The sequence below is a fragment of the Nocardiopsis sp. SBT366 genome, from assembly GCF_001083815.1.
In the GTDB taxonomy this organism is placed as follows: Bacteria; Actinomycetota; Actinomycetes; order Streptosporangiales; family Streptosporangiaceae; genus Nocardiopsis; species Nocardiopsis prasina.
On sequence record NZ_LAVM01000118.1, the window covers coordinates 1 to 13241 of the forward strand.

At 74.0% G+C, this 13241-nt stretch carries 8 protein-coding genes; 7 read left to right on the top strand and 1 reads right to left on the bottom strand.

The genetic code is table 11. The features are described 5' to 3' along the window. The first annotated feature begins 227 nt into the window (after nucleotides 1-227). From ADX84_RS23755 to ADX84_RS23770, 4 genes are read left to right on the top strand one after another with little or no spacing between them, the layout of a single operon-like run. Nucleotides 228-2006 carry a hypothetical protein gene (locus tag ADX84_RS23755; RefSeq protein ID WP_049579388.1) on the top strand — a complete coding sequence of 593 codons (1779 nt, stop codon included), beginning with the start codon at nucleotides 228-230 and terminating at the stop codon, nucleotides 2004-2006. Then, nucleotides 2003-3997, top strand: coding sequence for an RAMP superfamily CRISPR-associated protein (locus tag ADX84_RS23760; protein ID WP_049579391.1), 1995 nt, complete (start codon nucleotides 2003-2005; stop codon nucleotides 3995-3997). The genes ADX84_RS23755 and ADX84_RS23760 overlap by 4 nt, the downstream gene beginning before the upstream one ends. Further along, on the top strand, nucleotides 3994-4761 hold the full coding sequence (locus tag ADX84_RS23765) for a hypothetical protein (RefSeq protein ID WP_049579394.1): 768 nt from the start codon (nucleotides 3994-3996) through the stop codon (nucleotides 4759-4761). The genes ADX84_RS23760 and ADX84_RS23765 overlap by 4 nt, the downstream gene beginning before the upstream one ends. Continuing rightward, nucleotides 4761-6899 (top strand): TIGR03986 family CRISPR-associated RAMP protein, encoded by a 2139-nt coding sequence (locus tag ADX84_RS23770; RefSeq protein WP_049579397.1) that lies wholly within the window; start codon nucleotides 4761-4763, stop codon nucleotides 6897-6899. Before ADX84_RS23765 ends, ADX84_RS23770 begins: the two co-directional genes overlap by 1 nt. Nucleotides 6900-6928: 29 nt before the next feature. On the opposite strand, the gene ADX84_RS23775 is transcribed toward ADX84_RS23770, so the two are convergent. Further along, nucleotides 6929-8209 (bottom strand): hypothetical protein, encoded by a 1281-nt coding sequence (locus ADX84_RS23775; RefSeq protein WP_049579399.1) that lies wholly within the window; start codon nucleotides 8207-8209, stop codon nucleotides 6929-6931. Between the two features lie 361 nt (nucleotides 8210-8570). On the opposite strand from ADX84_RS23775, the gene ADX84_RS23780 reads away from it, so the two are divergent. From ADX84_RS23780 to ADX84_RS23790, 3 genes are all read left to right on the top strand, one after another. Next, nucleotides 8571-8957 carry a hypothetical protein gene (locus ADX84_RS23780; RefSeq protein ID WP_017545132.1) on the top strand — a complete coding sequence of 129 codons (387 nt, stop codon included), beginning with the start codon at nucleotides 8571-8573 and terminating at the stop codon, nucleotides 8955-8957. A gap of 84 nt (nucleotides 8958-9041) precedes the next feature. Then, nucleotides 9042-11228 carry a CRISPR-associated protein gene (locus ADX84_RS23785; RefSeq protein WP_049579402.1) on the top strand — a complete coding sequence of 729 codons (2187 nt, stop codon included), beginning with the start codon at nucleotides 9042-9044 and terminating at the stop codon, nucleotides 11226-11228. A 122-nt stretch (nucleotides 11229-11350) separates the two neighbouring features. Continuing rightward, nucleotides 11351-12940, top strand: coding sequence for an alpha/beta hydrolase (locus ADX84_RS23790; RefSeq protein WP_049579405.1), 1590 nt, complete (start codon nucleotides 11351-11353; stop codon nucleotides 12938-12940). Nucleotides 12941-13241 lie beyond the last annotated feature (301 nt).

Genomic DNA, 13241 nt, shown 5'->3' on the forward strand with positions numbered 1-13241 from the left:
GTACGGGGTGCTAAGGCGTTTCTTGGCTTTGGATTTTTTTTTTTTCAAGAAAAAGACGGCATACGATTTTCCTGCCTGTCTCGTGGGCCGGGAGATTTGTAAAAGAGACAGACCCTGGCCCTGGCGCGGCCGCCCGGACGACGCCCCCGCCAGGAAGCCCCGGAACGTGCGACGACCCACGGGCCGGAACCGGGGCACTCCTCGTCCGGGCGGGAGGTCACCCGGTCATGAACCCCGCGCCGAGCCTGCCCCCCGAGCCCGTCAGCGCCTACCTGCCACTGCGGTACGTGCTCACCGACTCCCTCGCCGTGCGCACGGCCTTCGACCCCCTGCGCGTCGACACGGAGACCACGGTCAGCGGCCGCGCCCAGCGCGGCATGCTCGCCGCTGTCCTCCAGCGCGCGGGCCTGCGGGACGAACTCCACGCCTGGGTCGCGCGCGGTGACCTGGTCCGCTTCGCCACCGCCCACCCCCGGCTGGAGCAGCACGCGCGCCCCGGCGTCCCCGTGGTCGCCCATCCGCCGCCCGCGTACCTGTACTCCCCGGGCAAGGACGGCGACACGCTCGTGGACCTGTTCGCCGAGGGGGTCGACCGACCGGGCACGCCCCACCGCGCGGTGCGGGACCCGCTCACCCCCGACCGCTCCCTGCGCGCCGCGGTGCGCACCACCTCCGAGCGCTACCTGGGACGGGGTGCCCCCTTCTTCACCACCAGCATGGACCCGGGCCAGGTCTTCGAGGCCCGATGGCAGCTGCGCGGCCCCGACCACGCCTTCCTGCGCGGGCTCGCGGAACGGATCGTCGAGGTCCTCTCCGACGCCGAGGGCACACTCACCCTCGGCTCCGGCGGTACGCGCGCCCATGGCGGGGTCACGGTGGAACCGGTGCGCCCGGACCGTCTGCTGTCCCCGGACCGGGTGGAGTGGCCCGGCCCGGACCGGTCCCGACGCGCGAACCAGGAGGTGGACCTGGTCCTGCTCTCCCCGACGCTCCTGACCGGCGAGCAGGGGCAGGACCGCCCGCACGCCCTGGTCCCGGCGGTACGCGAACTCCTCGCGCGGCGCCTGCCGAACACACCGTTCTCGGTGGTCGCGGCGCACGTCGAACCCGTCCTGGTCGGTGCCTACCACCGCGCCTACCGGGGACCGATGGCCCAGCGGTGGGCCGCCGCCCCGGGATCGGTGGTGCGGCTGTGCCTCGGAGGGGGTATCACGACCGCCCGCGTCCGCGACCTCGAGGCCCACCCCCTGGGCGAACGCCTCGTGGACGGCCACGGCCAGTTCGTCCTGGTGGACCCGCCACCGCTGGCCGCCGTCCCGCTGGCGCCGCCGTCCGCACCGCTCCCCGCCCGCACGGCGGGTACCGTCACCCTGTCCGACGGCCGGGTCCTGCCCGACCCCACACCGATCGACCCGGGGCGGGACGCGGAGCTGGACACCCTCTACGACGAACTCCTGTGGAACGCGGCCGCGCCCTCCGTCCGCGACCACGCGCGCGGCCTCGCCTCGACGGGCAGGCTCGCCCCGCTCACCCCCAGCCTGCTCGGAAGGCTGCGCGAGGTGGTCACCCACCCCCACGACACCCCCGACGCGGCGCTGGACGCGCTCGGCCACACGCTCGACGGCCCGGACGAGGAGGGCGACCCGGTCCACAAGGTGCTGCGGGAGAGGGCCGTGCGCGCCCTGCGGCGCGCCCGGCTGGTCCGCCCGGGGCAGGGCCGCCCGCTCACCGTCCACGCGTGGCTGAGCGGGCTCTCCGCCGGGCCCGCCGCCTGGTGGCAGGAGAACCGTCCCCGGTTCGCCCACGATCCCGCCTACGCACGGGCGCTGGCGGCCGTGGACCTGACCGCCCCGGACGGCCTTCCGCCCAGCAACCGCGCGAGCGGGCTCTCCACCCGGGCCGAACACTGGGAGCGCCGCGCCTCCGCACGGTTGTCCCTCCTGCTGGTCTCGTCCTGGCTGGCCGAGGCGGCCCGCACACTGCGCGCCGAACAGGACCAGCCTTGACCGCAGACTCCTCCGCCTCCGACGACGCCGACCCGCACGGGCCCGGCCCCACCGGCCTCGTCTGGGAGTTCGCGGTCCGACTCCGGATTCTCACCGACGGCCACGTGGGGGCGGCCCGGGCCACACCCAGGCACGTCGCGGAGAGCGACGTGGATCTGCGCCTGGACCGGGACCCGCTCAGTGGGGCGCCCCGGCTGCGGGCCACCACCCTCGCCGGTCTGCTCCGCCACGAACTCCTCGCCCGTACCGCGGACCCGGAGAGCGCCGCCGCGCTGTTGGGGTCGGCGGACACACCGGGGGCGCGCTCCAGCGCCCTGGACCTGGACGACGCGCACGCCGTACTTCCCGGGAACGGGGCGGTACCGGTCCGGGTGGGGACACGTGTGGACCCCGCCACCGGCAGCGTGCGCCCCGGCCGCATGTGGCAGTGGGAGGTACTGCCCGCGGGCACCGTGTTCACCGCGCACCTGAGGTTGAGGGCCGCCGACCCCGCCGAGGAGGCCCGCCTGCTCGCCCTGTTGGCCCTGGCCGCCCGTGGGCTGACGGATGAGGGGCCGGGTATCCGGATCGGCGGGCGTACGGGTCGCGGCCACGGAGCGGTCCGTGCCACCCGATGGTCCGCTCGCCGACACGACCTCACCGACGAGGAGGGTTGGTTCGCCTACCACGCGCGTGACTGGCCGACCCGCTGGCGGGAGGCCGAGCAGGCTCTGTCCGCCGCCGAGACCGGACCCGTGGGGTCACCCTCCGCAGAGTCGGCTGAGCCCGTCGAGGTCGCGGCACCCGCCAACCCCGCAGAGCCCACAACTCCCGCTGATGTCGCCGAGCCCGCTGAGCCCGCCGGGCCCGCCGGGCCCGCCGATGTCGCGCCCGCCAAGGTCGCCGCGCCCCCTGAGCCAGCCGCTCCCGCCGATGTCGCGGCACCCGCCAACCCCGCAGAGCCCACAACTCCCGCTGATGTCGCCGAGCCCGCTGAGCCCGCCGAGGTCGCCGAGCCCCGCGCCGACGAGTGGACCGCCGTCGCCCCAGGCGCCGAACGGCACCCCTCCGCGACCCGCACGGGGACGGACCTGGTCGAGGTCATGCGCTTCGTCCTCGAAGAACACGGCGGTGCCGCGACCCTCGCCCTTCCGCCGGACGGAGCCGGGGTCGTGGACCGGCGGCGCCGGGCCGAGCTGCGCCTGGAGCTGCACGTGGCCGAACGCCCGTACCCGGACCCCGGGCTCTCGGAGCGGGAACCGCGCCCCGCCACGCTATTGATCGGCGACGCCCCCGCGGACGACCGACCGGCCACGGCCGACCGCGCCCATCGGAGAGGCCCCGCCGACACCGGCGCCCCGGACGGCGAACTGGAGCTGCGCCCCGTCCTCGGTGACACCGCCCTGTTCGCCCTCTTCAAGCGGATCGGTCGACGCCTCGTCCGGGACGCGGCCGAACACCTGGTGGGGGAGGGGAGCCGTTGGCGGGAGTGGCACGGGCACTGGTGGGGCGACGACACCGGCCGGTGGCCCGACACCCGTTCCGCCCCTTCCCGGGTCCGCCTGCGCGCCACCCCGACCCTGACCGGCGGCGCCCCGGTGACCACCACACGCTTGACCGTCGACGCCCTGTTCGGCGACGAGGTGGACGGCCACCTGTTCACCACCGAACTCCACTGCGGCGGCTCGGCCACGGTCGTCCTCGACGTCTCCGAACCCGACGACGCCGTGCGGGGGCTGCTCGCGTTGATCGTGCGCGAACTGGCCACGGTCCCCCTGGACACCCTCGGGGCGGGGGCGGGCACCGGCAGTGGCCGACTGCTGGCGACCCGGGCCGTCCTGACCACCCACGAGGGGGACGGGACCGAACCCGGCGAGGTGGACCTGATCCGCGCCCTCACGGAGCCGGACGGCCCCGACGCCGCCATCGCCCGGGGGTGGCTTCCCGAACTGCACCGAAGGATCACCCCGGTTCCGGAACCCGGGCCCGCTGACGAGGGGGACCTCCCATGAACCCGCATCCCCACGAACCCCCCGACCCGGTCGGCGTCGAGGTCCGCCCGCTCTCCGAACGGACGGTTGCGGAGGTCCTCGACGACCTCTTCGTCAGGGGACGGCGCTGCCGGGCCCTCGACGCGGCGGGCCCGCCCGGCGACCCCCAGTGGCTGCTGGCCGAACTCGGGGACGGGCGGATCACCGGTTCCTGCCCCCACGCGCGGTGGCGGAGGTCGGACGAACCGCCGACCGGACACCTGTCGGCGCCGCCGGTGGACCCCGCCACCGACCGCTGGCGGATCCTGGAGGTGCTCGTGTTCGGCCCGCACGCGCAGATCCGTCTGGGCGAGGGCGCGGAGGCGGGCTGGATCAGCACCGACGCCCCCGGCCGCCCGCCGGACTGGTTGCGCCCGCGCGACCGCTCCCTCCTGCTCCAGGGGTGGAGTGGCCCCGCATCCAGCCGGACCCTGGAGGGGCCGGTGCCCGTCTCCGTCACTCGGGAGCCCTCCGGAGCCGAGGCGGTGCTCCCGGTGGCCTGGACCGACTTCTCCGGCCGTGTGCGCCCCCTGTCGGAACCGGGGCGGGGCGCGCTGGAGAGCACGGGTACCTGGCTGACGGTTCGGGAGTACTGGGCCGCCGACCCCGTCACCGGCGCCGTGGGCGTGGCCTTCCACCGGCTGACCGGGCTGACGTCCGGGCGCAAGCCCACGGGACCGGAGTTCGAGGTGGGCACCGGGGCCCTGGTCGAACCCCGGGGCCGCGACCGGGACGGGGGACGCTGATGCCTGGTCCGCACCGCGCCACGGCCCCCTACGGCCTGGTCCGGTTGGCCGAGACCCCCGTCCCCGCCAGCGCCCTGCACCCCGACCACGACACCGGGTCCCTGCTCCGTTCGCACGACCGCACGGTGGAGGGCACCCACTCGGGCTGGATCGACCTCACCCTGACCACGCTCACTCCCACGTTCGTTGGCCAGGCACCAGGACGGGGCCGCGTGCGCTCCTCCGCCCGGCTCCCGCACGGTGACCGCTCCCTCCCACTGGTCCCCGGCTCCACCCTGCGCGGCCTGGTCCGCAACACGCTGCGCATGCTCACCAGCGGCGAGAGCGGCCCGGTCAACACGCCCATGCTGTTCTTCCGCGCACCCGTGCGTGTGGACGCCGGGGCCGCCGACGGTTCCCCCTCGGCCCGCGCCCGACGGGTCATGGCGACGCGGCACGACCACTACCGCAGACGCCGCGCGGGCCACCGCACCCGACAGGGGTTCCTCTACCGCGACGCCGGGGACGGGGGCTGGTACGCAGTGGAGGTCCCCGCCACCGTCCTGGAACCCGAACCCGGACGGGCCCTGAAGGTGACCTTCGACGTTCTCCGGGAGAGCCTGCGCACCTGGGACTTCGGAGTGTCCGACTTCCCGGACCCGCCCCGGGACGGCACCTACGTGCCCACCGTGCACGAACACCACGGCCGCCTCCAGCACCGCTGGGTGTACGCGGTCCACCTGAGGGGACGGCGCGGCATCGCCGCCGTGGCCCCCGACGAACCGGAGGCGCGCTCCTACCTCGCCGCCCACGACGGTTCCGGCGGGGTGATCCCGGCCCTGCTGGTGCTCACCGGGAGCGCCGCGCAGGAGCGGCGCAACGCCTACCTGTTCCCCCGGCCCCCGGACCCGCGCACCGGGCGCCTCCCGGTCCCGGAGTCGCTGGTGGAACTGTTCGAGTCGGCGGCGCAGGTCACCGGGTACCAGCGTGCCGCCTTCCCCGACACCCTGGGCACCGGGGACGACCTGCCCGCCCGCCCGCCGGTGGCCGGAGCCGGTGGGGGAGGGCTGCCGCGCCGGGGTCTGGAACCGATCTGGTTCGACCTCGACCCCTCGGGCCGGGTGGTGTCCTTCGGCCGCTCCGGCGGCTACCGGGTCACGGTCAGCGACGACGACCCGATCCGCCGCGCCGTCCCCGCCGACGTGCTCGGCCCGCAGCACGGCGACCCCGACCGCATGGAGCGGGCCGGTCGCACCGTGGACGTGTGCCGGGCACTGTTCGGCGACACCGACGTGTTCGCGGGGCAGGGCGGTGCGCTCAAGGGCCGGGTGTCCTTCGGTGACGCTGTGGGCGGCGACCGCGATCCCGACTATCCGGACGGCGCCGCCCTGCGCGTACGGCTCCTGTCCCCACAGCGCGGCTGCTTCGCCAACTACCTGGTCCAGGGCCCCGAGGTGTCGGGGGAGCGGTCCGACGTCGTCACGTGGTCCCACGAGGGCCGCATCCGCCTGGGTGGCTACAAGACCTACCTGCACCGGCACGACCCCCGCCTGGGCTCACCGGTGCGCTACGACGAACGCGCCCAGAGCGACCTCGGGATCACCGTGCTGCCCCGGGGCGCCCGCACCCCGCCACCCGAGGACACCCAGCGCGACATCGTGCCCCTGCGCGACGGCCTCGTCCTGCGCTCACGCGTCACCTTCACCAACCTGACCGACGCCGAGCTCGGCGCCCTCCTGCGCGCCCTGCTCCTGGGCAACCCCGCGGACGGCGGCGAAGCCCGGGACCCCGAGCACGCGCACAAGGTCGGCATGGGCAAGTCCCTCGGCATGGGCAGCGTTCACCTGCGCCCCGAACTCCACCTGGTGGACCGCCGGGCCCGCGCCGCGGACCTGTCCCTGGACCCGGCGTCTGGGGTGACCCGCGCTGCTCCGGTTCTGGTCGGTGACTTCCTGGACGCCTTCTCCACCGCCCTCGCGCGCCACCGCTCCGCCGACGACTGGCACGGGGTGGACCAGATGGTGGACGTGCTCCTGGCCAGCCGCTGGCGCAGACGCCTGCCGTGGGAGGAGACGGCGGTGATGTCCCTGCGCCAGTTCGCCGAGTACCCGGTGCTGCCTGCGCTCACCGAGCGCTTCGCGGCGGCGGATACGGGCTGATGGGGCCGGTGGCCCGGGCATCGGTGCCGTCAGTCGTCGACCGCCTCCGCCAGGGCCTCCAGCAGGTCGGCGCGGCGCTCGGGGTCGTCCTGGGCTCCCCGCCACAGCACCGGCACCCGGGGCCCCTCCTCCAACAGACGGCACAACAGGGCGTCCAGGGAACCACGGGGGTCGGCGTCGAAGGCCGCCCGGTGGGCCTGCGCCTCGGCCGCGAGTTCACGGGCGAGCCAGCCCAGCCACGCCCGCTCGGACTGGCGCAGCACGTCGCGCCGGGGTCCGCGGGGGTCCGCGTCCCCGTCATCGTGGGCGTCGGTGTCCTCCCCGTCCGGCAGGTCCGGGACGGGGGTGTAGGGGGCGCTGCGGGCGCGTCCCCGGGCGCGTTGCACCAGTTCGAAGTGGCCGGGCATGGTGACGGCCATCCGCCCCAGCACGCCGGTCAGTCGCCGGGCCACGTCCTCGCCGGTCAGGTTCGGCAAGAGCCGACGCAGGTGCAGGCGGCGGCGCTGGTCCGGGGTGCGGCCCGCGTCGGCGTCGCGTCCTCCGGCCAGTTCGGAGAGTTTGCGCAGCAGGTAGTCGCCGGTGGCGGTGGAGACCATCGGGGGTTCCCTGACCGCCGTGAGTGAGCGCCCGTGCAGGTCGGCGACGGGGACCGCGCTGCCGTCCTCGGTGAACGACACCGACTCCCCGGGATGGACGTCCTCGGGCAGGTCGGCGGCGGGATTGCCCCAACCGGCCGTCAGGACCAGCAGGGCGAGCGCCTCCTGCTCCACGATGTCGGTGGCGACACGGGCCACGTCGCGGCGCTGGGCCCAGCGCCGGGGGCGCTCGGAGAACGCGCAGCGGACCTTGCCGTTGGGAGCGGGCTGCGGGTAGACGCGCCGCAGGTTCTTGTACGAGCGGTCACGGCGGACATCGTCCAGGGCGTCGCGCAGTCGGTGCGCGGCGGTGCGGTCCACGGAGGCGGACGCGCGCACGCCGACGGTGTCTTCGGCCGTGCGCCCGCTCTCGGGCACGGCCTTGGCACCAGCCGCGTCAGCGTCCGGAAGGACGCCTCGTCCACCCGCCGTCGCGCCGTTCGTGACGCTGGCCATGCGTGTGGCGATGACGCTGGTTGGCTCTCCCCGGTGCCGCGAGCACGGGCAGTGCTCGAAGCACAGGTCGACGTAGTCGAAGAACTGCTCCGAGTGACCGGCGCAGCCCTGCGCTGTCCCGTCCGAGGAGCAGGGTCCACACCCCAACACGCGCGTGAACACGCGCAGGAAGGTGGCCGAACCGAACAGTTCCACGGCGGAGCAGTGATGCTTGCTCACGAACTCTTCTCCCCGGGTGTGCCGGGGCCGGGACGCTCCCCCAGCCCTTCCGGGGAAACGCGCTGTCGAGACGTGAGACTGGTGGTGACACTCCTGCGTCAACGGGAGGTCAATCAACAAAATATGGCCACCGGGTGCGCACTGTCAATTGTCGGCGGGAAATCCGAATGGGGGAAGTGCGTCGGGGCCATTCTGAAACGGTCACGGGTAACAGTGGCCCCAGAAAGGGCCGTGAAGGTATTCGCCAGGGAACCCGCAGGTGTCCGAGAGATGGCGGTGAGGACCTCGGATCGGGGTGCGTCGCGCCCGTCCCGAAGTGGCGGGCGGCCGACATGGATCGAGTGTTACGGGAGGTCGCCGGATGTCCGTGGTCAATCTGACTCCGCACGAGGTGACGGTCGTCGACGAGCACGCGCGGGTGATCCGCACATGGCGCGGATCGACTGAACCGGCGAGGGTCGAGGCGGTACGGGTACCGCTCAGTGAGGTGGAGGGAGTGCCGCTGCTGGCGGAGGAACGCACCCGGGCACGCCTGCCGCCGCCCGCCGAGGGGGTCTGGTTCATCGTCTCCTCCGTGGTCAGTTCGGCGCATCCGGAACGGGACGACCTGCTCGTCCCCTCTGACCTCGTGCGGGACGACAAGGGGGTGGTCACCGGATGCCGCTCCTTCGTCCTCACCTCCGTTCCGGTGCGCGCGCACGGTTACCAGTGCGGCCCCGCGTGCCGGGTGGGAAACTCACTTCCCTGATCCATTTCGGGAACGGGTGAGTACTGTGGTCCCGTTCCTGTAGTCGGGAGACGTCCGAAAACGGTGCGTCCGGAAAGGAAAAGCGTGGACGCACCCCGAGTCGCCGTCGTTCTCGTGGGCCAGAACCCCACCCCCGCCCTCCTCACGTCGCTGACCCTGCCGGTCGACCAACTGCTCCTGGTCTGTAGCGACGGAACCCTGCCCGTGGCCCGCCGCGTCGCCGAGGCGGTCGGCCGCATCGCGCGGGAACGCTCCGTGCGCGTCCTCAGCGTGGGCGCCGACCCGCACGACCCCGCCAGCGTCACCGGGCTCCTGGACACCGTCCGCCGCGCACTCGGCGGGAAACCCTGGTACCTCGACTACACGGGTGGCACCAAGGTGATGAGCGTGGCCGCCGCGCTGCACCACGAGGAGTCGCTGCCCTCGCAGGCCCGCGCCTGGCGGTTCTACCTCGACTCCCACAGCGACCTCCTGCGCACCGCCGACGCCGCGCGCCCCGATCACCCGGTGAGCTCTCAGGGGGTCGACCTGCGCACCCTGGCCGGGGTCCATGGCGCCCACTGGCTGAGCGACCGCGACCCCGAGCCGGTGCGCCGCTTCCTGAGCGGAGGGGACACCGCCCTGGCACGGGCCCATCCGAACCTGCCCGAGAGCGAGCGCAACGGGATCGCGGCGGAGGCCCACGTGCTGTCCCACCTGCGCCGCCTGCTGGGCGGGCGGCCCGACACCGAGGTCCTCGGCTCCCGCCGCGTCGCCGACCCCTACCGCCCGGGCGGGTCCGTGGCCGACTTCGACATCCTGGTGCGCCACCGCCACCGGGTGCTGTGCGTGGAGGCCAAGACGCGGGCCGAGGACGTGGTGGCCCGCGCCGGATGGACCGTGGCCAAGGCCCGCAGGGTCTTCGGCGGGGCCACCCTCGTGCTGTTCGTCTACTCCGGCCCGGTCGTCGACGACCTCCGCGAACAGGTCACGGCGTACAACCCGGCGCTGAGCGCCCGCCACGTCCACGTGTGGAACCTGGACGCCCTGACCGAGCGCGTCACCACCTTCGCGGCCGCGCGGGACGCCTTCTTCCCGAGCCTGGCCGACTCCCCGTCGCTCGCCGTCCCCACCGTCCCCACCGTCCCCGCAGTCCTCCCTCGGTCCGAGGTGACGCCCGGTCCCGCCAGTGGTGCGGACCCCGGTCCCACCCCGCCAGCCCTGCACCCCGGTCCGGGGGACGGCCCGCTCCTGGTCACGCCCCTGGGCGGCAGCCGTCTGGGCGCCCTCGCGGCCCTGCACGCGCACCGCCCCGCCCGCGCGTTGGTCCTGCCCTCCCGGCAGAGCCTGCGGGCCCGGGTGCGGGAGGCCGCCGCCGGAGCGCTGCGCGCCGCCGAGCAGCCGGACGCGCCCCCTGCCGACGCCGCCACCCTGCGGTCCGAGGGCTACCGCGACCGGGTCAGGCTGGCCGCCGACCCGGTGGACGGCTACGACTCCGCGGCGGTCCAGCGGGCCGTGCAGGGCTGGATCGAACACGAACGCGAGGGCGGGCAACCGGTGGTCGTCGACATCACCACCGGTACCAAGGCGATGAGCCTCGGACTGGCCAGGGCCGCGCGGCACGGGGGCGCCTGCGCCACCTATCAGCTGCCCCGGGACCGGGCCGTGGTGTGCCTGACGCACGGGCGCCGCGAACTCCAGGGCCGCGCCCGGATCGACTGGTCACTGGTGCTGTCCGGGTACGAACCCCTCACCGCGCCACTGGGGGAGGTGGTCACCGGCCCCGCCCGCGACCAGGTGGACGTGGAGCTGCTGGAACGCGCCAGGACCGAGCTCAGCGCGGCGGCCTCGGGGCCGACCGGAGTGTGGTGGGACGTCTCCCTCGCCGACCCGGAGGGGTTCCTCACCGCGCAGGAACGGCCCGGGCTGGTCCTGACCTTCGACGACCGCGCGGTGGGGCTGGCGGCCCCGGCCCGCCGGCGCAGACGCACGCCGGAGGGGCCCCTGCGGGACGTGAGCCCGGGGGCCTGGGCCCAGAGCGTGTTCGCGGCGACCACGCACCTGAACGTGCGCTGTGACGTGGCGGGCACCGTGGTGGCCCTGACCAGGCCCGGACGGGACGTGAGCCGCGCCGGTGAACTGGTGGACTGGATCGCCCAGCCCGCCCCGGGGCGGGGCGCCGCCGCCACGGGACTCCGGTTCGGGGACCCGCTGTGCCCGCTGGTCCTCGCGGTGGACCCGGCCGTGCCCGACCCGACCGGAGCGCTGGCCACGGACGTCAGCAGGCTCTGACACCGCAGTGATCCACGTCCCTTTCGCGAACCGGTGCCCGGTTCGCGGTGTCCCATCCCGTGCTCCACTATGGGGTCGCGGCCGACCGGTCGTGTGGGTGGCGACGGCGGGACGTACGAGGCATGGGGATCACTGGTGGTCGGGTTCGGGCGGGCGCGCTGGGAGGCGCGCTCGTACTCCTGCTCGCGGGGTGCACCGCGCAGGACGACGGGGAGGCCGAGGCCGCGCCCGTGTCGGCGCCGAGGACCATCGACTGGGCGCCCTGCCTGAGCGAGGAGGACCTGGAGGCCGCACCCGACTGGGACGGCGACCCGGACTGGCTGGAGACCCTGGAGTGCGGCACCCTCACCGTGCCGCTCGACCACGCCGCCCCCGACGGGGAGACCGTCGACCTCGCCCTGGCCCGACGGCCCGCCAGCGGCCCCGCCGACGAGCGGATCGGCTCCCTGGTGATCAACCCCGGCGGCCCCGGAGAGTCCGGGGTCAGCATGCTCGACCACCCGCTCTTCGACGCACCGATCCAGGACGCCTTCGACCTGGTCGGCTTCGACCCGCGCGGGGTGGGCGAGAGCGAGGGCTTCGCCTGCGGTGACTGGTACGCGATGGACGAGGCCCGCCGCGCCGTGGCCGACCCCGAGAACGTCACCGACGCGGAACTCTCCACCCTGGAGGACACCGCCCGCGCCTACGCCGAGGCGTGCGCGCGGACGGCGGGGGAGGAGTTCCTCGCCAACATGGGCACCGTCAACGTGGTCCGCGACCTCGACCTGATCCGCGACGCGCTGGGCGACCAGCGGCTCACCTACGCGGGTTTCTCCTACGGCACCTACATCGGTGCCCTGTACGCCGAGACCTACCCGGAGAACACCCGCGCGCTGGTCCTGGACGGCGCGGTGGAGACCGAGCGCCCCAACGTGGAGGTCGCCGCCGACCAGGCAGTGGCCTTCCAAGGCGCCTGGGACCTGTTCGTGGAGGAGTGCGGGTACGCCCCCAGTTGCCCGTTCGACGACGCGGCCACCGCCGACGCCCGGATGGGGGACCTCCTCGACCGGCTCGACGCCGATCCGCCCATGGTCCAGGGCTGGCCCGTGAACGGTGACACGCTGCTGACCATGGTGAGCCTCCAGCTCTACGACGAGGTCGCCTGGGACGGACTGGCCCAGACCCTCGCCGCTCTGGACGAGGACGTCCACGGCGCCGGACCCCAGCTGGAACGCCTCTACGACCAGACCTTCGCCCAGGACGAGGAGGAGGCCGAGGAGTCGGACGAGCCCGAGGAACCCGGCGTGTTCGAGGACACCGAGGCCGCCCTGACCGCCGTCAACTGCGCGGACCGCGACGACCCGACCGACGCCGACGACTACCGAGAGGCGGCCCAGCGCGCGGCCGCGGACTCCCCGTACTTCGGCGCCGACCTCGTGTGGGAGCAGCTGCCGTGCGCCTACTGGGTGGACACCGAGGAGGCGCCCACCGGGTTCTCCGCCCCCGACGCCCCGCCGATCCTCGTGGTCGGCACGCTCGGGGACCCGGCCACCCCCTACACCTGGGCCGAGGAGCTGACCGGCCAGCTGGCCACCGCCACCCTGGTCACCTACGAGGGCGCGGGCCACACCGCCTACGGCTACGGCATGGAGTGCGTGGACGACGCGGTGGACGCCTACCTGTTGGAAGGGGCGGTCCCGGAGTCCGGGTTGTCCTGCCCCGCCTGGTAAAGCCCGAAGGAACGGACTGTTTACCCGCCTTCGGGAATGTTCTGCGCGGCCGCGCACCCGCTCGCTCGGAGGATGGATCCCGGTGGAGGACGACTCTGTGCGGGGGCGGGTGTTCGGGTGCGTTGCACTGGCGGGTCTGGCTCTTTTACACATCTCCGAGCCCCCGCGACAGGGAGAAAACTCGTATGCCGTCTTCTTCTTTTAAAAAAAAAAACAATACAGTAAGAGAGTAGACAGTCGACATCTCGTACTAATACTACTATCGAGATGTTATGCTAGACATCAAAGCGACAAAGGGCGA